The organism is Limnohabitans sp. 2KL-17, assembly GCF_003063415.1.
Classification (GTDB): Bacteria; Pseudomonadota; Gammaproteobacteria; order Burkholderiales; family Burkholderiaceae_C; genus Limnohabitans_A.
On sequence record NZ_NESK01000011.1, the window covers coordinates 1 to 23,878 of the forward strand.

Here is a 23,878-nt window from a genome sequence, read left to right on the forward strand (position 1 = left end):
TGCGCTTGGCGATCTCGCTGTTGGAGAGTTGCTCGCGCAACTTCATGCGCCTGACCTTACCTATCATTTCCATGGTGATCACCTTCTATCTCTCCTGCTGAATATTTCAGCAGGCCAGTTGAACACCCTGGTCAATTTTGAGTCGGCACTACTAGGTTTAGATGGTCAGTTTTCGGTCGGCGGCAACAGTACCACACCGCACCGCGAAACACACCACCCAGCCCGGCGATGCGCGTGCCGCAGGGCAGCGTGAACACGCGGCCATGCAGGCTGCGATCGCTCACATCGTCGTGCCAGACGTTGCCAAAGTTGTCCGCATGGTCGGTGTCGTGGTTGCCGTGGATGAACCAGACGCGCTCCCAAATGGTTTCCAGCTCGATGTGCAGCGGCCGTGCCGGCTCCAGATCGCCGAGCGCGATGACGGCGCGGGCGTGGGTTTGCAAGGTGGCATCGATGATGTGCTGCCATTGGCCGTGTGGGTCGCCGCAGAAGATGATGGGGCCGGGGTGCATGGGCGTGAGTGAATAATGGTTCTTTCATATTGTGCAGGTCTTTGCAGCGCTGTTGACAGGGCCTTCGGATAAGCTTGAACAGTTACCTCGAATGCTTTCCGCTAAGCCACCCATGTCCCCCATCGCCATCATCGACTTCGAAACCACGGGCATCTCGCCCAATATGGGCGACCGCGCCACCGAGGTAGCCATCGTCATGCTCGAAGGCGGGCAAGTGGTGGACCGCTACCAAAGCCTGATGAACGCCGGGGTGCGGGTGAACCCTTTCATCACCCAACTGACGGGCATCACCAACGAGATGGTGCAGGCCGCACCAGCGGCCGAGCAGGTGATGCGCGAGGCAGCGCGCTTTGTGGGCGGGCGGCCCATGGTGGCGCACAACGCGGCCTTTGACAAAAAGTTTTGGCAGGCCGAGCTGGGCCGTTGCGGGCAAGACGGCGGGCACGCCTTTGCCTGCACATTGCTGCTGTCGCGCCGTCTTTACCCGCAAGCGCCCAACCACAAGCTGGGCACGCTGGCAGCGCTGCACCATTTGCCGTCGTCAGGCCGCGCCCACCGGGCCTTGGCCGATGCCGAAATGGCCGCGCATTTGCTGGCGCAGATGCAGCATGATCTGAAAACCCGCTATGGCTGCAACCACGCCGACCACGCTTTGCTCATGGGCCTGCAACGCACCAGCCGCCACATGGTGGGGCCGTATTTGAAAGCCCGGGTGCAGGGCTGAAAGCCCCTTACCTTCACCCCAAACCCAGCGGCAGCGCCGTTTTGTAGCGCACCTGTTTCAGCGCAAAGCTCGAGCGGATTTTTTCCACGCCGGGAATCGGTGAGAGTTGTTCCAAAATGAAGCGCTCCAGCGCCGCCATGTCGCGCACCGCCACCCGCAGCAGGTAGTCGCTGTCGCCGGTCATCAAATAGCACTCCATCACCTCATCGTGCCGCGCGATGTGGGCTTCAAAGTCGGCCAGGTTTTCCTTGCTTTGGGTCTTGAGGCTGATGGAGATGAACACCGTCAGGCCCAGCCCTAAAGCCGCTGCGCTGGCAAGCGCCACATAGCGCTGGATGACGCCGCCCGACTCCAGGGCCTTGACGCGGGCCAGGCAGGGCGAGGGCGACAGGCCAATGCGTTTGGCCAACGCCACGTTGGACAGCGACCCGTCGCGCTGCAGTTCGTCGAGTATTTTCAGATCCACAGTGTCAAGAATCATGTGCTGATTATTTGGTTAATTCGGCATATTGTGCTTTAAACAGGGTCATTCATGGTGCAAATAGGCAGCACATGCGCCCGCAGGCTCTGTACAGTGAATCCAATGAATGCACCTTATGAACCCCTGCTCAGCACGATGATCAAGACCCACGACATCGACCCCGAAGAGACCGCCGAGTGGCGCGAAGCCTTGTTGTCCCTGATCGACACACAAGGTTCGGCGCGCGCGCGACAAATTCTCGATGAGTTGGCCGTTGTGGCCCGGCAGCAGCGCACCGGCTGGCAGCCAGAGCTCAACACACCCTACATGAACACCATCGCAGTAGACGAGCAGCCAGTGTTTCCGGGTGATCTGGCGACCGAAGAGCGGCTCGTGGCCATCATGCGCTGGAACGCGCTGGCGATGGTGGTGCGCGCCAACCAGGCGTATGGCGAGCTGGGCGGGCACATCGCCAGTTACGCCAGCGTGGCCGATTTGTTCGAGACCGGGTTTCACCATTTCTTTCATGCGCGCAACGAGCAGCATCGGGGCGATTTGGTGTTCTTTCAGCCGCACAGCGCGCCGGGCGTTTACGCCCGCGCCTTTTTGGAAGGCCGCCTGAGCGAGGCGGACCTGATGCACTACCGCCAGGAAATCACTGCATCTGCGGATGGCGCGCGCGGTTTATCAAGCTACCCGCATCCCTGGCTGATGCCCGACTTCTGGCAGTTTCCCACCGGCTCGATGGGGCTGGGGCCGATCAGTTCGATCTACCACGCCCGATTCATGCGCTACCTGACGAACCGCCAGTTGCAGGACTGCAGCGCCCGCAAAGTGTGGGGCGTGTTTGGTGACGGCGAGATGGACGAGCCCGAAAGCATGAGCGCACTGACCCTGGCCGCTCGCGAAAAGCTGGACAACCTGGTGTGGGTGGTGAACTGCAATTTGCAGCGACTGGACGGCCCGGTGCGCGGCAATGGCCGCATCATTGACGAGCTGGAAAAACTGTTTGCCGGCGCAGGCTGGAAAGTGATCAAACTGGTGTGGGGCAGCGACTGGGACGGCTTGTTGGCGCGTGACACCACGGGCGCCTTGCTGCGCGCTTTTGCCAACACGGTAGATGGCCAGATGCAGACCTTTGCCGCCAAGGACGGGCGCTTCAACCGGGACAACTTTTTCGGCCAGAACGAAGAACTGGCGCGCCTGGCTCAGGGCATGACCGATGAGCAGATCGACCGCCTCAAACGCGGTGGCCATGACATCGTGAAAATCCACGCCGCTTACGCAGCCGCTGCAGCGCATCAGGGCCAGCCCACGGTGATCCTGGCGCACACCAAAAAAGGCTTTGGCATGGGCAGTGCAGGCCAAGGCAAGATGACCACGCACAGCCAGAAGAAGTTTGACGAGCAGGACCTGATTGACTACCGCAACCGCTTTGACTTGCCTCTGAGTGACGAGCAGGTCAAGGGGCTGAGCTTTTACAAACCCGCTGATGACAGCGCAGAGATGCGTTACCTGCGCGAACACCGCGCGCACCTGGGCGGCAGCTTGCCCAAACGCGAGACCTTGTGTGACCGCTTGCCCGTGCCCGCCTTGGCCAGCTACGGTCAGTTTGCACTGCAGGCCGACGGCAAAGAGATGAGCACCACCATGGCCTTTGTGCGCATGCTGGGCAACCTGCTGAAGGACCGCCAGCTGGGCCCGCGCATCGTGCCCATCGTGGCCGATGAGGCCCGGACCTTCGGCATGGCCAACCTGTTCAAGCAGGTTGGCATTTACAGCAGCGTGGGTCAGCGTTACGCGCCCGAAGACATTGGCTCGGTGCTCAGTTACCGCGAAGCCACCGATGGCCAGATTTTGGAAGAAGGCATCAGCGAGGCAGGTGCGATTGCCAGCTGGACGGCAGCGGCCACCAGCTACAGCGTGCACGGGCTGGCCATGTTGCCGTTTTATATCTATTACTCGATGTTCGGTTTTCAGCGCGTGGGCGATGCCATCTGGGCGGCTGCCGACCAACGGGCACGGGGCTTTTTGTTGGGGGCTACATCCGGCCGCACCACCTTAGGGGGCGAGGGCTTGCAACACCAGGACGGCAGCAGCCACCTGGTGGCGGCCACCATCCCCAATTGCAAAGCCTACGACCCGGCTTTTTCGGGCGAGTTGGCGGTCATTTTGGACGCAGGCATGCGCGAGATGGTCGAGCAGCAAGCCGATGTGTTTTATTACGTCACCCTCATGAACGAGAACTACGCCCAGCCTGATTTGCCTGCGGGCGTGGAGGCCGATGTGCTGCGTGGGGGGTATCGATTTGGGGTGTACGGTCCGCAAGACGGTGCCGCGCAGCGCGTGACCTTGCTCGGCTCTGGGGCTATCCTGAACGAGGTCATCAAGGCCGCTCACCAACTGGCTGCGCAAGGGGTGGGCGTGGAGGTGCTGAGCATCACCAGCTGGAGCGAACTCGCGCGCGACGGCATGGCCGATGAAACCGGCACCAGCAGCCACCTGATGCGGCTGTTGTCGGCCACCCATGGCCCGGTGATCGCAGCCACCGACTATGTGCGTGCGGTGCCTGAAAGCGTTCGCGCCTTTGTGCCAGAAGGCCGCCGCTACAGCACGCTGGGCACCGACGGCTTTGGCCGCAGTGACACGCGTGCGGCGCTGCGCCGCTTCTTTGCGGTGGACGCCGACAGCATTGCGCAAGCTGCGCTGACCGCTTTGGCGCGTTAAGGCAGGTGATGGGCGTTGGCAGCCGCCAGCGCCGGCTGGCCAGGCTGCTCAGCCCTGAACCACGGCAAGATAAGCCTTGCGGGTTTCTGGGGCGACCCCATCCAGGGCTTGCTCGTAGCGGGTCTGGTGTTGGGTCAGCATGCGGGCCGAGGCGATGGTCTTAGATTTGCAAAACCAGTGGCAGCTGTGTTGCATCAGGAACATCTCGCCCATCATTCGGAACGAACGCTCTTTGGGCGAAAAGTCTTGAAGGTTGTTCACCGTGCGCTGTATGCCTTCAGCGTGCACCTCCAGCATGCGGCGCATGTCAAAGCTGGCTTTGGGCGACAGCTGGTCAATGAATGGCAGCGCCACCTTGAATGCTCGCGTCAAGGGCGCTGGCAGTTTGGCAAATTCACGGGCCAGGTTCTGGGACTCGGAGGCCAGCTGCTGTTCGGCCTGCTCTTGCAGTTGCAGAATTTGCAGCTGCCGCTCAGGCTCTGTTTCGCCCAGTGCACGCATGTAAGCGCCAGTGAGCTGCTCCATGTGCTTTTCGATTTGGTAAGGCCGCAACTGCTCGGCCAACAAGGCGGTGCGCTTGCGCTGGCCTTGGGTGTTGAGCCAGTGGATGCCCGTGGCCAGAATGAGCAGCAGACTGAGAAATTCCATATGTAAAGGGTGTTCAGGCCGACGTGGCCATTGCGCCAAGTGTAATTGGAGTGTGCTCTCTAAAGTGCGGGTTTTCCCTTGCCTTGACCAGTGCGCAGTGTTCAAATTGCCGCATTGCAACAAATTCTTCAAAGGACCACACCATGAACTTCAACGCTGAACAATTCTCCGCTTCCCAACAAGCCAACCTGACCGCAGCCGCTGGCCTGTCGCAAAAAGCCTTCGCCGGTTTCGAGCGCCTGGTCGAACTCAACATGGCCGCTGGCAAAGCCGCTGTGGGTGAGACTTTCTCTGGCATGCAAGCCTTGATGGCTGCCAAGTCGCCGCAAGACCTGCTGGCCGTGCAAGCCGCCCTGATGCAGCCCGCATTCGAAAAGTCGGTTTCTTATGGCCGTCACTTGGCTGACATCGCCAACAGCACTGGCGCCGATTTCAGCAAAGCCGTCGAAGGCAAAATGGCCGAGTCCGAAAAAGCGGTCAAAAGCTTGGTTGAAAGCAGCCTGAAAAACGCCCCTGCCGGCTCCGATGCTGCTGTGGCCGCTTTCAAGACCGCATTCGAAGCCAGCCAGACAGCCACCGAAGCCCTGAAAAAAGTGGTCAAGCAAGCCGCTGACAGCGCAGAAGCCAACCTCAAGTCCGTGTCTGCCCAAGCCGAAGCTTCGGTGAAAGCTGCCATGTCGAAAGCCAAAATCAAGGCCTGATCTTTGGTTTGACAGGCGGGTTTCAGCGACCCGCTCTTCACAAAAAAGGGTGTCCTCGGACACCCTTTTTGTTTGTGGCTTGCAGCTTGGGCGCAAGTGCCCAAGCCTGTGTCATGGTTCAGCGGTTGGCCGTCTCAGGTGTTTGTGTTTCCTGGACCCTGCGGGCACCCGTGAAGCGTTTTGTCCAGTAGGCCGTGCGCAGGTCATCGACACGCACGGCTTTTCCAACGCTCGGCGCGTGGATGAACTTCCCATCGCCAAGGTAAATGCCCACATGGCTGAAGGTGCGGCGCATGGTGTTGAAAAAAACCAGGTCACCCGGGTTGAGTTCGCTTCGGTCGATTTTGTCGGTCACCGTGGCTTGCTCTTCTGCACGCCTTGGCAGCAATCGACCAATCGATGTTTCGTAGATGTGGCGAACGAATCCGCTGCAGTCAAAGCCCGTTTCGGACGTGCTGCCGCCGCGCTTGTAGGGCACGCCCAGCAGCATCATGGCCTTGCCCAGCATCTGGTTGGTTTTTTCGCCCACACTGGTCTTCATCTGCTCGCCCAACTGCATCAAGCTGGCAAGTTCCGACGCGCGCTTGACACCTGCTGCCGGGTCATCTTCAGGCGCAGCAAGGAGGGAGGAGGTGGCGATCAGCAAACATGCCGCCAGGGCGATAGACTTCAATTTCACAATGCAATATTTTGTGGCTTGGCCGATCATGATAACCGGTTCAAACCAAGGCACCTCACTGACGGCGTCAAGGGCCAAGCAGGTGGTTCCCACCCCTGCAGGGAGCGCCCATCAAACGCCGTAACGGTCCCGGTAGGCTTGGACTTTGGGCAGGTGCTGCGCCAGCGTGCTGCCGGTCTGGTTCGATAAATAAGCCAGCAAATCCGACAGTTGCGCGATCGTGCAGACCTGCATGCCCAGTGTGTTGCGCACATACTGCACGGCGCTGTGGGGCACGTCTTGCACCGAGCCATCGGGCTGCTTTTCGGTGGCCATTTCCTGGCGGTCCAGTGCAATGGCGATGGCGTGCGGTGTAGCACCTGCTGCCTCAATCAAGGCAATCGACTCGCGGGCGGCGGTGCCCGCACTCATCACATCGTCGACGATGAGCACACGGCCTTTCAGCGGCGCGCCCACCAGGCTGCCGCCTTCGCCATGGTCTTTGGCTTCTTTGCGGTTGTAGGCAAACGGCACGTTCTTGCCCAAGCGGGCCAACTCGACAGCCACGGCGGCCCCAAGCGGTATTCCCTTGTAAGCGGGGCCAAAGATCATGTCGAACTCGATGCCGCTGGCCAGCAAAGCTTTTGCATAGAATTGGGCCAATCGACTCAGCTTGGCGCCGTCGTCGAACAGACCGGCATTGAAAAAGTAAGGGCTCATGCGCCCGGCTTTTGTCTTGAATTCGCCAAAGCGCAGCACGCCCGAGTCGACCGCAAACTGCACAAATTCCTGAGCCAGCGCCTGCATTTCGGCGCTGCTTGCCTGTTTAGTCACCATGGGGAAATCCTTGTTCAAACTCACCAGCCTTAACCTGAACGGCATTCGTTCTGCTTCGACCAAAGGGCTCGAAGCCTGGTTGGCGCAAGCCAGGCCCGATTGTATTTGTGTGCAAGAAGTCAAAGCTCAGGCCGCTGATGTGGCCGGTAAATTCGAAGACTTGGCGGGCCTGAAAGGACATTTCCAGTTTGCTGAAAAGAAAGGCTATTCGGGCGTTGGCGTTTACACCCGCCACGAACCGAGCGATGTGGTGGTGGGCTTTGATGGCGGCGAGTTCGATGCCGAGGGTCGTTATGTGGAGTTGCGCTTTGACACCCCCGCGCGCAAGCTGTCCGTGATCAGCAGCTATTTCCCCAGTGGCTCGTCGGGGCCTGAGCGGCAAGAAGCCAAGTTCCGGTTTCTGGACAAGATGTACCCCCACCTCATGGGCCTCAAGGCTGAGAGGGAGTTCATTGTGTGCAGTGATGTGAACATCGCGCACCAGCAGGCCGACCTGAAAAACTGGCGCAGCAACCAGAAAAACAGCGGTTTTCTGCCTCAAGAGCGCGACTGGATGACCCAGCTCACCACCGAGGGCGGTGTGGTTGACGTCTACCGCCACTTGAAACCCGACACCACAGAGGCTTGCTACACCTGGTGGAGCAACCGGGGCCAGGCCTACGCCAAAAACGTGGGTTGGCGCCTCGACTACCACCTGGCCACCCCTGCTCTGGCAGACAAAGCCCGAAGTGAGTCGATCTACAAGGATGAAAAGTTTTCTGACCACGCACCCATCACGGTCGAATACGACCTCGACTTTTAAACGCGCAGTTGCTCGCCAGCAGAACGAGTTGACTTCACGCCATCAATGAGGGGGCGTTGGCTTGCTTGTCATCGGCATGCTTTAACCCCGGGTGTAGGTCAGCATTCGGCCTTTGTAGGCGGGCAAATTTTCTTGTGCAGACTGGTCAAGCACTTGTTCCTGAATCGAAAAGCCCACGCGTGCCATGTGTTTGTGAAATGCGCTGCGGTTGCCCCTGTTGGGGTCGACCACCCAAATTTCGGAGGCCACTGCAGCATGGGCATGGATGAAGCTGGCCAGTGTGCCTTCGTCGTCGCGCTCGTACAAGATATCGCTGCCCACGATCAGGTCAAACAAGCCACTCACACCTGCGTCATGGGCCGAAGTGAGCACGGGCGACCCATCTTCGCGAAGTGCTGCCGTGCCCCACAAGCCATGGCGATAAGCCATGGGAGGTAGACCGTTCAAGCGGGTGTTTTCATCGAGAAAGGTGCGTGTCAAGGGGTGGCAGTCGCTGGCTGTGACATTGGCGCCGCGCCGGTGTGCCACCAGGCTTGAAAGCCCCAGGCCGCAGCCAATTTCCAGAATGCGCTCGGCCGTCACAGGCCGGTTTGCCATGCGTTCGGCCATTTGCATACCCGAAGGCCATAACAGGCCGAACAAAGGCCAGGTGGCTGAAGAAATGCCCAAATTCAGGGCCTCGTCCAGCGGGTCATAAAACTGGTTCTTGTCGAGCAGGGAGCAAATCAGCAGGTCATCCGCGCCGGGCACCGCGATGGTTTCCTGTTTGGTCAGGTAGCCGGAATGTAAGGGAAGCAAAAGAGCAATCGTTGCAGCGCAAAGGCAGAAGATGAAGGGGCGCCGACTGCGCAGACTGTACACCCAGGCGGATAGTCAATCGCGTCAGAACTAGCGGTCGTGAAGCGCCGAATTGCAGCTGTCCAGCACTTGTTTCGATCGCCCATAGCCGGTGGTTTGGCGTACGATCCCCTTAACGAATTTTGACCATCGCCCGGGCGCTGATGCCGCCAAAGACATTGCCAACGATCCGAGCGTGCGTGAGGCTTGTCTGGGCAAGCACTGACATTTAAAAAATGAAAGACTGACATGAACAACGCCAACTATTCCAGCCGTATCAGTGGATTTCATAAAAAATCTGTCGATGAGCGAATTGCGCTGATTGCCGACATGGCGGGCCTGAACGACACCGAGCGCGCCTTGATGGGCAACTCCGGCAACCTCGATCAGGAAATCGGCAACCACATGATCGAGAACTTTCTGGGCACGATGACCATTCCCGTGGGCATTGCAACCAACATGAAGGTCGATGGTCGCGATGTGCTGGTGCCCATGGCCACCGAAGAGTCCTCGGTGGTGGCGGCGGTCTGCAATGCGGCCCGCCAGTCTTATGACAATGGGGGCTTCATCACCTCGATGTCGGGCACGCGCATGATCGCGCAGATTCAATTGGTGCAGGTGTCAGACCCGTACCACGCCCGAATGGCCATCCTGGAGCGCAAAGAAGACATTCGCCTGATTTGCGATGCCTGCGACCCGATGCTCATCAAGCTGGGGGGCGGGTTCCGAGAGCTGGAGGTACGCGTGATTGATACGCTTTCAGGCCCCATGGTGATCACCCACATCATTGTGGACACCCTGGATGCCATGGGGGCCAACGCGGTCAACACCATGGCTGAAAAACTGGCACCTTTCATTGCGCAGTGGACGGGTGGGCGCACCTACCTGCGCATCTTGTCCAACCTGGCGGACCATCGACTGGCCCGTGCGCGCTGTGTCTGGCGCAGCGAAGACATCGGGGGTGCAGACGTGCGTGATGGCATGTTGCTGGCGTATCACTTTGCCGAAGCAGACCCCTACCGTGCAGCCACGCACAACAAGGGCATCATGAACGGCATCAGCGCCGTGGTGTTGGCCACAGGCAATGACACGCGTGCGGTTGAATCGGGCGCACACGCCTACGCCTCACGCCATGGGCGATACACCAGCCTGACCCGCTGGGAAGTCACCAACGAAGGCCACCTCGCCGGCTCGATTGAAGTGCCCATGGCGGTTGGTTTGATTGGCGGCGCCACCAAGCTGCACCCCATGGCCAAGACCGCCTTGAAGATTCTCAATGTTCAATCGGCCAGTGAACTGGCCCGCATCATCGCTGCGGTCGGATTGGCACAAAACTTTGCCGCCATCAAGGCGTTGGCCACCACCGGCATCCAGAAGGGCCACATGTCCCTGCACTCGCACAACATCGCCATGATGGCCGGTGCGGTGGGCCATGAGGTTGATCAACTGGCCCAAATTCTGGTGGCCAAAGGCATGGTCCGCTTGGATATCGCCGAAAAGGAACTGGCGCTCATTCGCGGCAGCTGAGACATCCAGCAAATAACAGGCATCTGATAACAAAGTTTAGAGCTCGGCTTCTTCTAAAAAAGACGAAATCGGGCCAAAAATCTTTGTCAAAGTGTCGAATTACAGCGCTGAGGATAGACAGACTCTCAATTAATTTGAGGGCAATGTTTAAAACAGCGTTGGTTTACAAGGCAAATGGCTTGAGATCTAAGCAGGCCTGAGTCATTCAGTTTTATGACCGTTTGAGGCTGGGTGCGGTCTGTCAGATTTGCGAATCGAGAGGCTGCTCCCCGCGAAACGTGACGTTGACTGTTGACCAGGGCTTGCGGCGATGGCCCGCATGTATTAGTCGAAGCGATCGCGCTCCTCGTTGATTTCTTCTCTTTGAATTTCCCGGTCGAATTGTTCGATCTCGGTTTCTATCCATTGCGCGACCTGGAAATCGAATCCCGCTGTAAGCCAGCGCCGCAGGATGTCTCTCTGGTGCTTCAGATGTTGGCTCGTCGGACCTACCCATGATCCGGAGTGAAATGAGGCGCTTATCCCGGAACGTACGCCATCAATATGCCCATACCGTGTCAACAATTGCCGAGTCAGTAAGCCGCCCTCGTCGTCGAGCGTAGGAAGCGTCGCATGTGCGATCAAAGCAGCTCGACCGTCGGGGTCGGACTCGATCCAACCCAAAATGCTGACCTCCGGCAAGTTCGCAATGGGGCTGCGCTGCACTCCCTCCCTAAACGAACGGATGCCACCCTTCAGCCAGTTGTACACGTCGCTCCGCCATTTTGGCAATGTAGCCTCGAAGTGGTTTGCAGTGACCTGCCAGGCGCCTTCAGGGTCGATACTGACCAACTCATTGCTTAACGCTTCGACGTCATGGTCATAGCTCAGCTGGTATTGCTCGCCCATGGTAGTGAGGAGCGCATCAAGCAAGGGCGCTGCGAACTCAACATTGGATTTGACCAACCTTGAGCAAACGCGTTTCCAATTAAACCCAAAGGATTGTCCTGGGTGTCGTAAAAGGGGAATCGCATGTCGTGCGACATCGAAGGCGAAGTCTGGGCCGCAGGGCATGGGTCGCTCCGACGACATGGAACTCATCAACCCAATCAACAGCTGCAGAGCTTCCGGTATCTCTCGCTGTCGAATTAGCCTGAATAGGCGCTCTGCTTTTTCTGTTGGCACTGAATCCAACGCCCTGCCGAACTGCAACGCCCCAAACAGCGTAGGCTCGATCCATTTTTTCTCAAGGGCATCGAGACAGCGGTTGAATGCGCTTTCGTTGTAGCCGGATCGCAAAGTCATCTCCGCGCCCAGGATAGCCGTATCGCTGCTGTTCAACATTTCTAGAAGCCACAACTCAAACTGCCCGAATGACTGTGCTTTGATGCCAGTCAAATAGCCGTGCAGACAGGTGACGTTGCCGCAACTCCGAGCGATGTCTGTGAGCAAAGGAAACAGGACGCGCTGCACGTCGCTCGCAGCTAGTTGCTCCCCGAAATACAAAAGCGCCGGTCCATGACTCGATATGGTCAGAAGGTGAGAAATCTCACTGAGGCGATGCGGTTTCGCCGCGATTCGTTGCGCGAGCGCTGCAACCAGCGCCTTCGCATGGGAAGCCGGCCGATCACGCCGATCTCGATACTCTTCCTCCCACTCAAGCCGATCAACATCAAGGACGTATCTCTGGAAACGGCTGGTCAGATCCTGGCGCGTATACCGGCGGGCGAGACGCTTGATTCGAATCCCTATTTCACCGTGCTGCTCGTCCTCGCAATATTCCGTCCAGTGCCAAAAAAACTTGTTCAGCTGACTTGGGATCATGGCGCTGTCGGAGGCTAGTTTCTCCAGTACCTGCAGGGCAAGCTCTGTGCATGGTGGAGTGCGGATCTGATGTTCAACTGCTTTGAGCAGCGCCGAACAGACTTGCGGTCGGAGGGCTGCAGGCCAAGCCGAAGACTCGTTGATCAGGGTTTGGAAGTACAAAAGGTGTGCCTGCCGCCATTCGCCGTAAGTTGATGGAATCCAAAGCTTGGCTCGCTCCTGTAGCCCCTGGTATTCCGGCCCCACAGTTCGAAAGCCCATACCGCGCGTGTCCAAGGTCGAGTCCAGTATCTTCAAACCGAGCAGACGTTCAGCATCGGTGCTTCCTCTCAGGAGCGCAAGCAAGGCCGGCAGCCTTTGCTCCGGACTCGCCTCGGTCGCAGCGGCTTCGGGACCAATGCGAAACAGGTTCACCAGTGTGCCAGTCGAATTATTGGAAAAGTCGGCGTTCTCATTGACAGCAAGCCGGGACAGCAGGCCTAAGGCCCGCACTGTTAGCAGCGGCCAAACAGCAATCTTCGCAAGTGCCCAGACGATGTTCTGGCGGTTTGACTTGAACTCCGCAAGATCGGCGTCAGGCCAGTTGCCGATCGTGCTCTCAAGCAGACGTAGGACAGCAGAGGAATTGGCCTCAGCGAGCGTCGACAGGAATTGCGATCCGGTAGACGAGGTCAGCATGTCGTGAGAGGAAAAGACGCCGTCTGGCTTAAGAATCTCGTCAACAACAAATGCTGTGTCTTTGCCGCCAGCGAATCTGAATTTGTTCAAAAACCAGGCATGGAGCGATGAAGGCATGGATTCGAAAGTGGCGACAAAGTCGAACCCGCGCCCATAGCGTGTCCAGAACTGTTTCCAAAGGACGATGTGAAGCGCCTTGGGTACAAAAAACAGCGTCGTGCTGCCTTGCAGGACGCGTCGAGCCCGAAGACTCTGGACAATCTCTTGAAAGCGGGCCCAGCCGATCGTTGGATCAACCTTGTGAATCAACTGCGCGACGTAGTTAGCCTCATCTGATACGGGATCTTCAAATCCGAACCGGCTGAACAAGGCGAGGTGGTGAGCCACACAGTCGACTTGTCGTGACGTCGCATCCTCTTGCGTGCCATATCCGTGCAAGAACCTGGTCCACAGCGGAACCGTCGCCGGCGGACGCAGCAAATCAGTGGGATTCGCATGAAGATTCTCTGCAACGGCATGTGCTACTCGTGGCGAGCCCTCGCAGATCGTGACCCAACGTTCAAGGCTCTGGGACTCTCCGATCCGGTCTGCCAAGATACTCCGGATGGTTTCGTCTGGAAGACGGGGGGCATACAGGCGGAGAATTTCGTCGTCATGACTTTCATAACGCCCATGATCAAGAGTGACAAGTTTCATCGCGCCACAGAGGGTCTTCAGATGCCGCCAGACTTCAGACATCTCCGATTCGGATAGGTCATCGAGCACTAGTACGAGAGGCTTCGTCCAGCCGACCCGAAGCAGTTGCCTGAACAGCGCCGTCTGAACGAACTTGGAGCCGTGATACAAGTAGAGAACCGAGGGGGCAATATGCGGCGCCCTCAACGCCTCCAGGACCATGCGCGTCTTGCCTATGCCAGGCTCCCCTAGCACTCGAATATGCTTGGCATCGCCTTCGACGCCTGATCGAATCAGGTCGATCAGTTCAGTTTGAGCTGGCGCCGGCTTGAATGAACTGGCCATATGGGCATCGCGATCCCATTCGTCAAGTACCCAAGCCTCCTGAATAGAGTCATAGGTCAGCTGTGCCGCGATGCCAGGGTAACGCTCTGCAAAGTTCGACAGCTGGCTCGCACCCAACACGTCAACAAGGTTGCGATAGTCCGCGACACCTAAGGATTCGAGCACTGTGACAATTTGCTCGCAGGCGTCATTCCGTTGTTGGGGTGTGAGGTCGTGTCCCGTGCAGACGACGACATAGCGCCCCATTCTCTTGATCAGACGCGCCACCTCCGGAAATAGCGTCCCTTTGCCGTTAACTAATTCGCCACGAATGGAACCGTTGGTCCAAGGCTTGAACGATGTACCGGACTTCAACTGTATCCCTGTCAAACCGGCAGCAAAGAAACAATCTGTTGGGATTTGAGTATTGGGTGGTACATCGATTTCGGCGTCGATGCCACCGTCTGCGACGGTCAGTCGGCTAGAAATAGTGACGACGGACGGATTGAGCTTGGCGTAGTTTGACTCCGCTTTCAATATTCCACCCATAAGCTCTACAGCACGCTCGGCAGTGAGTGAAACGATCGTTGAAACAGGAACATGGATCAATTGGCTCACGTAGACGAACTCATTTGTAAATATTTTGGTATTTTCGTGCAATTTTTAAACACTAAAAAATTCATTCTTGCCTGACGATAGGATTCAGCATTCGTGTAGAAATTATGGCTGGTAAGCCCTAAGGGTGAGGGAACTAGCCGCTGACCTGGCAGGCCAGACCGAACTTGCAAGCGACAGGCCGGTTGGGGCAATTCCGGTCTCTTGCACAAACCCAGCGTAAGACTGCAATCGCTGCACAACCGACCCTCAATAACTAAAAAAGAGCAGAGAACGGCGGACCAATCCCTAGACTTCAATCAACTTGGAGGAGTTCATCCCGGAAAATCGAGACTAGTGCGACCCAAGTCCGAGTTCAAAACTTTGTTGTCAAGTCCCTTACCATCGAGGGATGCTGAAATACCAAACCATCCCCGTCACCCCCTTCCAGCAAAACTGTTCCCTGGTCTGGGACGATCAGACGCTTCAGGCTGCTGTGGTTGATCCGGGGGGCGACCTGGATTTGATTTTGGGCGCCGTGAAGCAACACGGCCTAAGCCTGGAGCAGATCTGGATCACCCATGGTCATCTGGACCACGCCTCGGGCACGGCTGATCTGGCCGAACAACTGGGGGGCCTGCCCATCATCGGCCCGCACCCGGCCGACCAGTTCTGGATTGACGGTTTGCCGCAAGCGGCCTCGGCCTATGGTTTTCCGCCGGCTCGGGTTTTCAAGCCCACGCGTTGGCTGGCCGATGGCGACACCGTCACGCTGGGTGCGCACACCTTGCAGGTGCGCCACTGCCCGGGGCACACGCCTGGTCACGTGGTGTTTTATTCGCCGGAGATCAAACGTGCCTTTGTGGGGGATGTGCTGTTTGCAGGCAGCATTGGCCGAACCGACTTTCCGCAAGGCAACCACGACGATTTGATCGCCAGCATCACCCAGCGCCTGTGGCCCATGGGCAATGACACGGTGTTCATTCCTGGCCATGGCCCCGAAAGCACCTTTGGCCGTGAACGCCAGTCCAACCCTTATGTCGGCGGCACCTGAAAGTGCTGGCGCCCTCAGCCTTTGAGGGCTTGCTGGTACAGGGTTTGCACCTTGGGCAGGTTGGCCTCGAGTTCCTGAATGCGGTTGGCCCCACTGGGGTGGGTGGACAGGAATGACGGGCTGCCATTGCTGCTGGCCGACTGCATTTTTTGCCATAGGCTGACACTGGCTTCGGGCTTGTAGCCACCTCGAGCGGCGATTTCCAGGCCCACCAAATCCGACTCGGTTTCGTCGTCGCGGCTGTACTTCAGGGTGAGCAACTGGGTGCCCAAATTGGCAGCGACATCGCCCAAAGAACCCAGGCCCAGCAGTTGCGATGCAATCGACAAACCGATGCTGGTGGCTTGGCTTTTGGCCAACCGTTCGCGGGCGTGCTCGCGCAGGGCATGCGCCATCTCGTGGCCCATGATCATGGCCGCCTCGTCATCGGTCAGCTTCAATTTGTCCAGGATGCCGGTGTAAAAAGCAATCTTGCCGCCCGGCATGCACCAGGCGTTGATCTGCTGGCTGCCGATCAGGTTGACTTGCCACTTCCAGTCGCGTGAGCGGGGGTTCCATTGGGCCGTATGCGGAATGAGTTTTTGCGCGATCGTTTGCAGGCGTTGCAGTTGTGGGTTGCCATCGGGGGCCAGCGCACCCTTGGCTCTGGCCTCTGCCAGAACCTGCGAATACTGTTGCCTGGCCGAGGTTTCCAGCGTTTCGGCTGGCACCAGTTTGCGCAAGCCAGACGATGAACCCACGTCTACCTGGGCCAAGGCCGAGCCGGCCGCTGTGGCACCCGCAGCCAGCATGAAAGCCCGCCGGGCTTGCCAGCGAGGGGATGCGTGAGCCGATGCTTTGGCATCGTCAGGCTGGGTTTTGAAGTTGCAGATAAAGCACATGATTCGCAAATGATAGCGATTTGCCCAAGTTCAAGATAGCCTGACCCGTGCGCAAGGGTCCGATAATCGCTGCATGGCCGATACCGCACCCCCCACCACCCCCACAGCGACCCATCCCGCAGCTTCTCCATCGCCGAACACGGTGCGCACCTGGCGCGAGGCATTGCGCCTGTATGTGCAACCCGCCAGCTTGCGCATGCTGGCGCTGGGTTTTTCGGCAGGTCTGCCCCTGCTGCTGGTGCTGGGCACGCTCAGCTTCAGGCTGCGCGAGGCGGGCATCGACCGCAGCACCATTGGTTATCTGAGCTGGGTGGGTCTGGCCTACGGCGTCAAGTGGATGTGGGCGCCGTTGGTGGACCGCATGCCCCTTCCCTGGCTCACACGGCAACTGGGGCGGCGGCGCAGCTGGTTGCTGCTGTCGCAAATCGTCATCGCGGTCGGTCTGGTGGGCATGGCCCTGAACGACCCTTCACAGCTGCTGGGGCCCTTGGTGGCCTGTGCTTTGGCGGTGGCGGTGGCATCGGCTACGCAAGACATTGCGCTCGATGCCTATCGCATCGAGTCGGCCGAGGTGAACGCCCAGGCCGTACTGGCGGCCAGTTACCAGACTGGATATCGCCTGGCCATGATCTGGGCGGGTGCTGGCGTGCTGTGGATCGCTGCGTGGGCCCAGGGCGACCAGGCCTCGGGCTATGCCCAGGTGGCCTGGCAAACGGCTTATCTGGTCATGGCGGCCAGCATGCTGCCGGGCATGCTCATGGTGCTGGGCTCACCCGAGCCGGTGACCGCGCCACTGAAGCCAGCGCGCAACTTGGCCGAATGGCTGCAAGGCGCACTGGTGGAACCATTTGCCGACTTCTGGCAACGCTACCGCTGGCAAGCACTTTGGTTGCTGGGCCTGATCGCGGTGTACCGCATCAGCGATGTGGTGATGGGCATCATGGCCAACCCGTTTTATGTCGACATGGGTTTCACCAAAACCGAAGTGGCCAGTGTGACCAAAGTCTATGGTGTGGTCATGACGCTGGTGGGTGCCTTTGTGGGGGGTGTGCTCTCGGCGCGATGGGGTGTCATGCGAATCCTCATGCTGGGCGCGGTGCTCAGCGCGGGCACCAACTTGCTGTTTGTGTGGCTGAGCGGGGTGGGGCACAACGTGAGCGCCCTGATATGGGTCATCTCGGCTGACAACCTGGCCAGCGGTATCGCCTCGGCTGCCTTCATTGCTTATTTGTCATCGCTCACCAACATCAGCTATTCGGCCACGCAATACGCTTTGCTGAGCTCCATGATGCTGCTGCTGCCGAAGTTCGTGGCAGGGTTTTCGGGGGAGTTTGTCGATGCCTATGGTTATGCCAGCTTCTTCACGGCCACCGCCTGGATGGGTTTGCCGGTGCTGCTGCTGGTGGCGTTGGCGTCCAGGGTGCATGCCCGGCAAACCGGGGCCGCCTGAGGCGCTACTTCTTAACCTGGTCGAGCGGCTTGCAGGGGCAGCTATGCGGAAAGCAAGGGCAAAAAAAATGCAGCGAACACCTGAAGGCGCGCTGCATTTTGGGCGCATCACCATGGTGGTGAATGCAAGCCTTTAGTGGTGGTGTCCCACCACCTCCCCGGCTTTCAGTTTGTAAACGGTGCCGCAATAAGGGCACCTGGCTTCACCGGTTTTGGTGATGTCCAAATAAACCTTGGGGTGGCTGTTCCAGAGCTTCATGTCGGCTTTGGGGCTGGGGCAAAACACACCGCCTTGGGGGTTCAGGTCGGTGGCCAGCAGTTCAACAGGGGTGCTCATGTTCACGGTCCTTAAACCAAAGTCAGCCAGTGGGCGTATTTGGGGTTGCGGCCGTTGACGATGTCAAAGAACGCGGTCTGGATTTTTTCGGTGATGGGGCCGCGGCTGCCCACATAGCCTTCCTTGCCCAACTCGATGCGGTCGAGTTCACGAATTGGCGTGACCTCGGCGGCGGTGCCGGTGAAGAAGGCTTCGTCGGCGATGTACACCTCGTCGCGGGTGATGCGCTTTTGCACGATTTCCAGGCCCAGATCCTTGGCGATGTGGAACACCGTGTTGCGGGTGATGCCGTTCAGGGCGCCAGCCGACAAGTCAGGGGTGTAGATCACACCGTCCTTAACGACAAAGATGTTTTCGCCAGCGCCCTCAGACACAAAGCCCGAGGTGTCCAGCAGCAAGGCTTCGTCATAGCCCTCGTCGGTCACTTCCATGTTGGCCAGGATCGAGTTGGTGTAGTTGCTCACCGCCTTGGCCTGCGTCATGGTGATGTTGACGTGGTGGCGTGTGTAGCTGCTGGTCTTGACGCGGATGCCGCGCTTCATGCCTTCTTCGCCCAGGTAGGCGCCCCAAGTCCAGGCGGCCACCATCAAATGGATGGTGTTGCCCTTCGGGCTCACACCCAGCTTTTTGTCGCCGATCCAGGTCAGGGGGCGGATGTAGCCGCTTTCCAGATGGTTTTCTCGGACCACGGCGCGCTGGGCTTCTTTGACTTGGTCTTTGGTGAACGGAATGGCCATGCGCAGAATTTTGGCGCTGTTGAACAGCCGCTCTGTGTGCTCTTCCAGGCGAAAGATGGCGGTGCCTTGGCCGGTTTTGTAGGCGCGCACGCCTTCAAATGCGCCGCAGCCGTAGTGCAGGGTGTGGCTCAGGACGTGGATCTTGGCGTCGCGCCAATCGACCATCTGGCCATCCATCCAGATTTTGCCGTCACGGTCTGACATGGAGGGAATGACTACGCTCATGAAAGTGTCCTTTGAAGGGGGGCTTGAAAAGGTAAAAAGCAATTTTAAGGTCTGGCGCCCCAGGTGGCGAAAAAGACCTTCAGGGATGTCTAGTTGGGCAGTGTGCCGGCTGGTGCGTCGGCCTGGCTTTCAGGTGCGGGGCGCTCCAGTGCCCATTCGGTCAGTTTGCCCCCCACAAAGGTGGCCGTGACGTGCGATTCGCTGGCATCGGTCCAGCGGTAAATCTCGGGTTGGGTGTCTTTGTCGGATTGCAGCGCGCCCAAAGACCGTGTCATGGCGATCACATGCATCAAGGTCGCGCCTTTTTGCAGCTTGGCGTTCAACATCACGGCGCTGGCCACATGGCCGATGGGGCGGTTGGCGGCCTTTTTCAGGATGGTGACCATGCGCGTGAAGTGCAGCAGGATCCACATCACCACGCCGCCTGCCGCCAAAGCAACACCCGCCCACTGAAAGGCTTGCCAGGCCCCAACGGTGAAGACGACGATGGCCAGAGGGGCCAGTAGTTTGTTGAAATTCATGGGGGCAGATTGTGCCTTGAGTTGTGCACTGAGTTGTGCCTTGTGGGCCTTTCAGTCCAGACCGCGCACCACCTGCATGGCCTCTTCGATGCGCTCGACCGGGTGGATGGTCAAGCCTTCAAAGCTTTTGTCGCTCTTTTTGGGCGCATTGGCTTTGGGCACCACCGCCACGGTGTAGCCCAGTTTGGCCGCCTCTTTCAAGCGGTCTTGGCCCCTTGGCGCGGGACGGACCTCTCCGGCCAGACCCACTTCGCCAAAAGCGATGAAGCCTTTGGGCAAGGGCTTGCCGCGCAGGCTGCTGGTGATGGCCAGCATCACCGCCAGATCGGCCGCCGGCTCGCTGATGCGAACCCCCCCCACCGCGTTCACAAAAACGTCCTGGTCCATGCAGGCCACGCCCGCATGGCGGTGCAGCACCGCCAGCAGCATGGCCAGGCGGTCACGGTCCAGCCCCACCGAAAGCCGCCGCGGGCTGGGGCCGCCACTGTCCACCAGGGCCTGAATCTCCACCAGCAAGGGGCGCGTGCCCTCCAGCGTCACCATCACGCAGCTGCCCGGCACGGGTTCGCTGTGCTGGCTCAAAAAGATGGCGCTCGGGTTGCTCACGCCCTTCAGGCCTTTTTCGGTCATGGCAAAAACGCCGATTTCGTTGACGGCGCCAAAGCGGTTCTTGATGGCACGGATCAACCTGAAGTTGGAATGCGTGTCGCCTTCAAAATAAAGCACCGTGTCGACCATGTGTTCCAGCACGCGGGGGCCAGCCAAGGCCCCTTCTTTGGTGACATGGCCAACCAGCACGATGGTGGTGCCGGTGGATTTGGCGGTGCGGGTCAGGTGGGCTGCACATTCGCGCACTTGGGCTACCGAGCCGGGGGCCGAGGTGAGCTGGTCCGAGTAGACCGTCTGGATCGAGTCGATGATGGCAATGCCGGGTTGGCGTGCTTGCAGGGTGTGCAAAATCTTTTCCAGCTGGATCTCGGGCAGCACCGGCACTTGCGAGTCGGGCATGCCAAGCCGCCGCGAGCGCATGGCCACTTGTGCACCGCTTTCTTCGCCCGTCACATACAAAGTGCTCATGCCGCTGCGCTGTAGCGCATCCACCGCCTGCAGCAGCAAGGTCGATTTGCCGATGCCCGGGTCGCCGCCGATCAGCACCACACCGCCTTCGACCATGCCCCCGCCCAGCACCCGGTCGAGTTCGTCGATGCCCGTCGGGTGGCGGTCAAAGTCGGCCGCTTCGATGGCAGACAAGGGCAACACCTCGGAAGTGGGGGCCAGTGAGGCATGCACCGAGCCAAAGCGGTTTTTGCCTGCAGCGGGCTCGGTTGAGCCTTCGATCAGGGTGTTCCAGGCGTTGCAACTGGGGCATTTGCCCATCCAGCGGGCGCTGGTGCCGCCGCATTCGGTACAGGTGAAAATCGATTTGTCTTTGGCCATGGGGTGCAAGTGTGCCTGAGCGCAAAGCTCAAGCGGTGCGCCAAGCGTGTAAAAAGTTGTGCGTGATTTCAGTGGCCGACAGTGCTTGGCAACCACGCGCGTTCTGCCCTGCCCAGAGCGGCGAGAAATCGCTGCAGCCTTGGGCTTCGGCAGCGGCGCGCAGCGGCGCCATGTCGGCAGTTGCCAATGGAAAAGCCGGTGCCACAGGGTTCAATGGGCCCAACTCGCGCATTACGCGGTTGACGATGCCGCGGGCGGGACGACCTGTGAACAGCCGGGTCAGGGCGGTGGTCTGTGATGCATCAGATTGCAATGCGGCCCGGTGCAGCGCGCTGGTGGTGGCCTCCTGGCTGCACAGATAAGCGGTACCGATTTGCACCGCTGTTGCGCCCAGTCCCCGTGCTGCCACCACGCCCGCCGCACTGCCGATGCCGCCTGCCGCAATGACGGGCAAATGGGTGGCCTGCACGATCTGTGGCAGCAATGAAAAGGTGCCCATCTGGGTGTTCAAGTCATCGCTGAGAAACATGCCCCGATGGCCTCCAGCTTCCAGGCCCTGGGCAATGATGGCATCGACGCCATGCGCTTCCAGCCAAAGCGCTTCAGGCACGGTCGTGGCCGATGACAGCACCACACTGCCCCAGCTTTTGACCCGTGCCATCAAGTCGGCCGATGGCAGTCCGAAGTGGAAACTGACCACTGCGGGGCGAAAGGCTTCCAGCACGTCGGCGGTTTCGTGGTTGAAGGGCACGCGCGAGGCGCTGGTTGCGGCGGTTTCTGGGCTCAAGCCCAAGGATTTGTAATAGGGGGCCAAAGCTTTGCGCCAGGCGGCCAGGGCTTGTGCATCGGGTGCGGGGTGCGTGTGGCAAAAAAAGTTGACGTTGTAGGGACCTTGGGTGGCTTGCTGCAAGGCTTGCAGTTCGCGCTGCAGCTCGCCCGGGCTGAGCATGGCCGCAGGCAGAGAACCCAGCCCGCCAGCTTCGCACACGGCGGCAGCCAGCCGGTGGTTTTGCGACCCGGCCATGGGGGCTTGCACGACGCAAGGCAAGTTGCTCGGCCATCGGCTGTGTTTGTTCATGGTGCAGGGTTCACTGTTGAGGTCGCAGGGTCTGGATCAGCCGGACCAGATCGGTAGTCATTTTTTCTTTGGCCGAAGGATCAGAGCCTGTCCATGAGAAGGTGGTGTGGTCTGTGCCATAGGTCAGCATTTTTCGGTCGATGAGACCCTGAAAAATGCCGTGTGCGGCATGGTCGTAAAACCAAATGTCGATGTCTGCGCCTTGCGTTTTGAGGCGTTGCATCCAGTCGATCGGTCTTTCAGTGAGGTTTGTCGGGTGATCACGCCCATTGCAGAGCAGCGCGTTGCCTGGCGGTATTTCGCGGCTTGGTGGCCGGTTGACCCGGCAACTTTCCTGGCGCAGCCACATCCAGTCTTCCTGGTGTTTTCCACCATAGTTGTCGAGTTTGCCAAAGATGAGCCGCACGGGCACAGCCACCGTGTCTGGCAGGCCAATGCCCATGCCGGGCAGACCCTCTGGAACGACCGCCCGAACATGTTCCGGGCTCACCACGCTGGCGAGATTGGCGACGACTGCCGCCCCGTTTGAGACTCCTTGCAGGAAGATGGCACGGTGATCGATCTTGTCGGACTGTGTCAAGGCCCATTCGTAAGCGCCTTGGGTGGCTTTGTAGATCATGCGTTGGCGCGATTCATTGGTCGCCTGAGAACCCCAGAAGGGGTAGCCTTGGTAAAAGCCATTCAGGTGGTAAGCGTCAAACACCAGTGTGGCGATGTCGTGTTTGTGCAGCGCTGCAGCCAAGTTGCGTTCGAGCATGCCCAGTCCGCCTCCGCCATGCGCGATGATGACCAGCGGTGGCTTTGTCGGTAATGGGCTGCCGTTCCAGCGGGAAGGCACTTTGAGCTGGACGGATTTGTGACACGGGTCAAATGGTGCCAATGGCCCTTTGACGGTATGAAAACGGGGTCGGATTTGCACCAGCTCTGCGACGTTTTCTGGCGCAGGATGGCAATCAGATGGGGTCTGTGCAGCACTGCACAGGCTGATCAGACCGAGGCATGCGGCCAAAGGCCAAGAGGTCAGGCGTCGCGGGCGGGTCATGGGGTCTCCGGGGTTGAGGCATCTTATGAGAAAAGTCTTGCAGGGGGATACAGAACAAAGTTGTTCAGTAAAAACCCGAATGTCAACCTGGGTGAATTCATTTAACATGTTAAACAAATGACCACCATACCTTCTTTTGTTCACCGCAACTTGCCTAGGCTCTTGCTTGAAGCCCGAGAGGCCGTGATGTTGCATACCCGACCCGCCCTGCGGGAGCATGGTCTGTCAGACCAGCAGTGGCGGGTGTTGCGGGTGTTGGGCGAACATGCCGATGAGCAAGGGGGCATCGAAACCGGGCGGGTGGCCCGTGAAGCCTATTTGCTCGGTCCCAGCCTGACGGGTGTATTGGCCCGCATGGAACGCGATGGCCTGATCGAACGCCAGCGTTGCCCGCAAGACGCCCGCCGCAGCGTGGTGCGTGCCACGGCAGAGGGGTTGGCCAAAGTGCAGGCCTTGTCGCAAACCATCGAAGCGCATTACGTTTGGATGGGGCAGCACTTGGGCAAGGCAAGTCTCACTGCTTTGTATGACTTGCTGGACAAGGTGATTGCCTTGGAAATACCCGATGCCGAAGCAACAGCACCGGCATCCGAGAACTTAGAGGAATAAG

Annotated in this window: 22 protein-coding genes; 8 read left to right on the forward strand and 14 right to left on the reverse strand. The window is 59.1% G+C overall.

The annotated features are described in order from the left end of the window. Positions 1-131: 131 nt before the first annotated feature. Entirely contained in the window at positions 132-512 is a 381-nt protein-coding gene (locus tag B9Z45_RS06710) for a metallophosphoesterase (RefSeq protein WP_233252108.1), read from the reverse strand. A 112-nt stretch (positions 513-624) separates the two neighbouring features. Between B9Z45_RS06710 and B9Z45_RS06715 the strand changes: the two genes are divergently transcribed. After that, the gene (locus tag B9Z45_RS06715) at positions 625-1,236 is read left to right on the forward strand and encodes a PolC-type DNA polymerase III (RefSeq protein WP_108406465.1); all 612 of its coding nucleotides are present in this window, start codon (positions 625-627) and stop codon (positions 1,234-1,236) included. Positions 1,237-1,249: 13 nt separating this feature from the next. Here B9Z45_RS06715 and B9Z45_RS06720 read toward each other — a convergent pair whose 3' ends face one another. Further along, on the reverse strand, positions 1,250-1,717 hold the full coding sequence (locus B9Z45_RS06720) for an Lrp/AsnC family transcriptional regulator (RefSeq protein ID WP_108406466.1): 468 nt from the start codon (positions 1,715-1,717) through the stop codon (positions 1,250-1,252). 102 nt (positions 1,718-1,819) lie between these two features. Here B9Z45_RS06720 and mdeB point away from each other — a divergent pair, with 102 nt between their 5' ends. Beyond that, the gene (gene mdeB / locus B9Z45_RS06725; RefSeq protein WP_108406467.1) at positions 1,820-4,423 is read left to right on the forward strand and encodes an alpha-ketoglutarate dehydrogenase; all 2,604 of its coding nucleotides are present in this window, start codon (positions 1,820-1,822) and stop codon (positions 4,421-4,423) included. 48 nt (positions 4,424-4,471) lie between these two features. On the opposite strand, the gene B9Z45_RS06730 is transcribed toward mdeB, so the two are convergent. After that, entirely contained in the window at positions 4,472-5,071 is a 600-nt protein-coding gene (locus tag B9Z45_RS06730; protein ID WP_108406468.1) for a hypothetical protein, read from the reverse strand. Between the two features lie 143 nt (positions 5,072-5,214). Between B9Z45_RS06730 and phaP the strand changes: the two genes are divergently transcribed. Beyond that, the gene (phaP, locus tag B9Z45_RS06735; RefSeq protein WP_108406469.1) at positions 5,215-5,772 is read left to right on the forward strand and encodes a TIGR01841 family phasin; all 558 of its coding nucleotides are present in this window, start codon (positions 5,215-5,217) and stop codon (positions 5,770-5,772) included. 118 nt (positions 5,773-5,890) lie between these two features. Here phaP and B9Z45_RS06740 read toward each other — a convergent pair whose 3' ends face one another. Further along, positions 5,891-6,451, reverse strand: coding sequence for a C40 family peptidase (locus tag B9Z45_RS06740; RefSeq protein ID WP_370445817.1), 561 nt, complete (start codon positions 6,449-6,451; stop codon positions 5,891-5,893). A gap of 111 nt (positions 6,452-6,562) precedes the next feature. Next, positions 6,563-7,267, reverse strand: coding sequence for an orotate phosphoribosyltransferase (gene pyrE, locus B9Z45_RS06745; protein WP_108406470.1), 705 nt, complete (start codon positions 7,265-7,267; stop codon positions 6,563-6,565). Between pyrE and B9Z45_RS06750 the strand changes: the two genes are divergently transcribed. After that, positions 7,266-8,069, forward strand: coding sequence for an exodeoxyribonuclease III (locus tag B9Z45_RS06750; protein ID WP_199221857.1), 804 nt, complete (start codon positions 7,266-7,268; stop codon positions 8,067-8,069). The genes pyrE and B9Z45_RS06750 overlap by 2 nt on opposite strands. A gap of 81 nt (positions 8,070-8,150) precedes the next feature. Here B9Z45_RS06750 and B9Z45_RS06755 read toward each other — a convergent pair whose 3' ends face one another. Next, complete coding sequence (locus B9Z45_RS06755; protein WP_233252109.1) at positions 8,151-8,867, reverse strand: methyltransferase; 717 nt, start codon at positions 8,865-8,867, stop codon at positions 8,151-8,153. A 288-nt stretch (positions 8,868-9,155) separates the two neighbouring features. On the opposite strand from B9Z45_RS06755, the gene B9Z45_RS06760 reads away from it, so the two are divergent. Then, a complete protein-coding gene (locus B9Z45_RS06760; protein WP_108406471.1) occupies positions 9,156-10,433 on the forward strand; it encodes a hydroxymethylglutaryl-CoA reductase, degradative in 1,278 nt (425 codons plus the stop codon). Between the two features lie 324 nt (positions 10,434-10,757). Here B9Z45_RS06760 and B9Z45_RS06765 read toward each other — a convergent pair whose 3' ends face one another. Beyond that, a complete protein-coding gene (locus B9Z45_RS06765) occupies positions 10,758-14,531 on the reverse strand; it encodes an ATP-binding protein (protein WP_146180895.1) in 3,774 nt (1,257 codons plus the stop codon). A gap of 388 nt (positions 14,532-14,919) precedes the next feature. Here B9Z45_RS06765 and B9Z45_RS06770 point away from each other — a divergent pair, with 388 nt between their 5' ends. Beyond that, positions 14,920-15,561: an MBL fold metallo-hydrolase gene (locus tag B9Z45_RS06770; RefSeq protein ID WP_108406473.1), complete on the forward strand. Its 642-nt coding sequence runs from the start codon at positions 14,920-14,922 to the stop codon at positions 15,559-15,561. A 14-nt stretch (positions 15,562-15,575) separates the two neighbouring features. Here B9Z45_RS06770 and B9Z45_RS06775 read toward each other — a convergent pair whose 3' ends face one another. Beyond that, entirely contained in the window at positions 15,576-16,442 is an 867-nt protein-coding gene (locus B9Z45_RS06775; RefSeq protein ID WP_199221858.1) for a M48 family metallopeptidase, read from the reverse strand. Positions 16,443-16,515: 73 nt separating this feature from the next. On the opposite strand from B9Z45_RS06775, the gene B9Z45_RS06780 reads away from it, so the two are divergent. Further along, positions 16,516-17,892: an MFS transporter gene (locus tag B9Z45_RS06780; protein WP_108406474.1), complete on the forward strand. Its 1,377-nt coding sequence runs from the start codon at positions 16,516-16,518 to the stop codon at positions 17,890-17,892. Between the two features lie 132 nt (positions 17,893-18,024). Here the strand turns inward: B9Z45_RS06780 and B9Z45_RS06785 are convergent, their stop codons facing one another. The 6 genes from B9Z45_RS06785 to B9Z45_RS06810 form a co-directional block, all read right to left on the reverse strand. Beyond that, entirely contained in the window at positions 18,025-18,228 is a 204-nt protein-coding gene (locus tag B9Z45_RS06785) for a zinc-finger domain-containing protein (protein WP_108406475.1), read from the reverse strand. Positions 18,229-18,239: 11 nt separating this feature from the next. After that, positions 18,240-19,190: a branched-chain amino acid transaminase gene (locus B9Z45_RS06790; RefSeq protein WP_108406476.1), complete on the reverse strand. Its 951-nt coding sequence runs from the start codon at positions 19,188-19,190 to the stop codon at positions 18,240-18,242. An 89-nt stretch (positions 19,191-19,279) separates the two neighbouring features. Continuing rightward, positions 19,280-19,711, reverse strand: a complete 432-nt coding sequence (locus B9Z45_RS06795; protein WP_108406477.1) for a glycerate kinase — start codon at positions 19,709-19,711, stop codon at positions 19,280-19,282. A 51-nt stretch (positions 19,712-19,762) separates the two neighbouring features. Then, on the reverse strand, positions 19,763-21,148 hold the full coding sequence (radA, locus tag B9Z45_RS06800) for a DNA repair protein RadA (RefSeq protein ID WP_108406478.1): 1,386 nt from the start codon (positions 21,146-21,148) through the stop codon (positions 19,763-19,765). Between the two features lie 28 nt (positions 21,149-21,176). Next, positions 21,177-22,226, reverse strand: coding sequence for a nitronate monooxygenase family protein (locus B9Z45_RS06805; RefSeq protein ID WP_108406479.1), 1,050 nt, complete (start codon positions 22,224-22,226; stop codon positions 21,177-21,179). A gap of 10 nt (positions 22,227-22,236) precedes the next feature. Continuing rightward, a complete protein-coding gene (locus B9Z45_RS06810) occupies positions 22,237-23,268 on the reverse strand; it encodes a dienelactone hydrolase family protein (protein ID WP_108406480.1) in 1,032 nt (343 codons plus the stop codon). A 117-nt stretch (positions 23,269-23,385) separates the two neighbouring features. On the opposite strand from B9Z45_RS06810, the gene hpaR reads away from it, so the two are divergent. Next, on the forward strand, positions 23,386-23,877 hold the full coding sequence (hpaR, locus tag B9Z45_RS06815; protein WP_108406481.1) for a homoprotocatechuate degradation operon regulator HpaR: 492 nt from the start codon (positions 23,386-23,388) through the stop codon (positions 23,875-23,877). Position 23,878 lies beyond the last annotated feature (1 nt).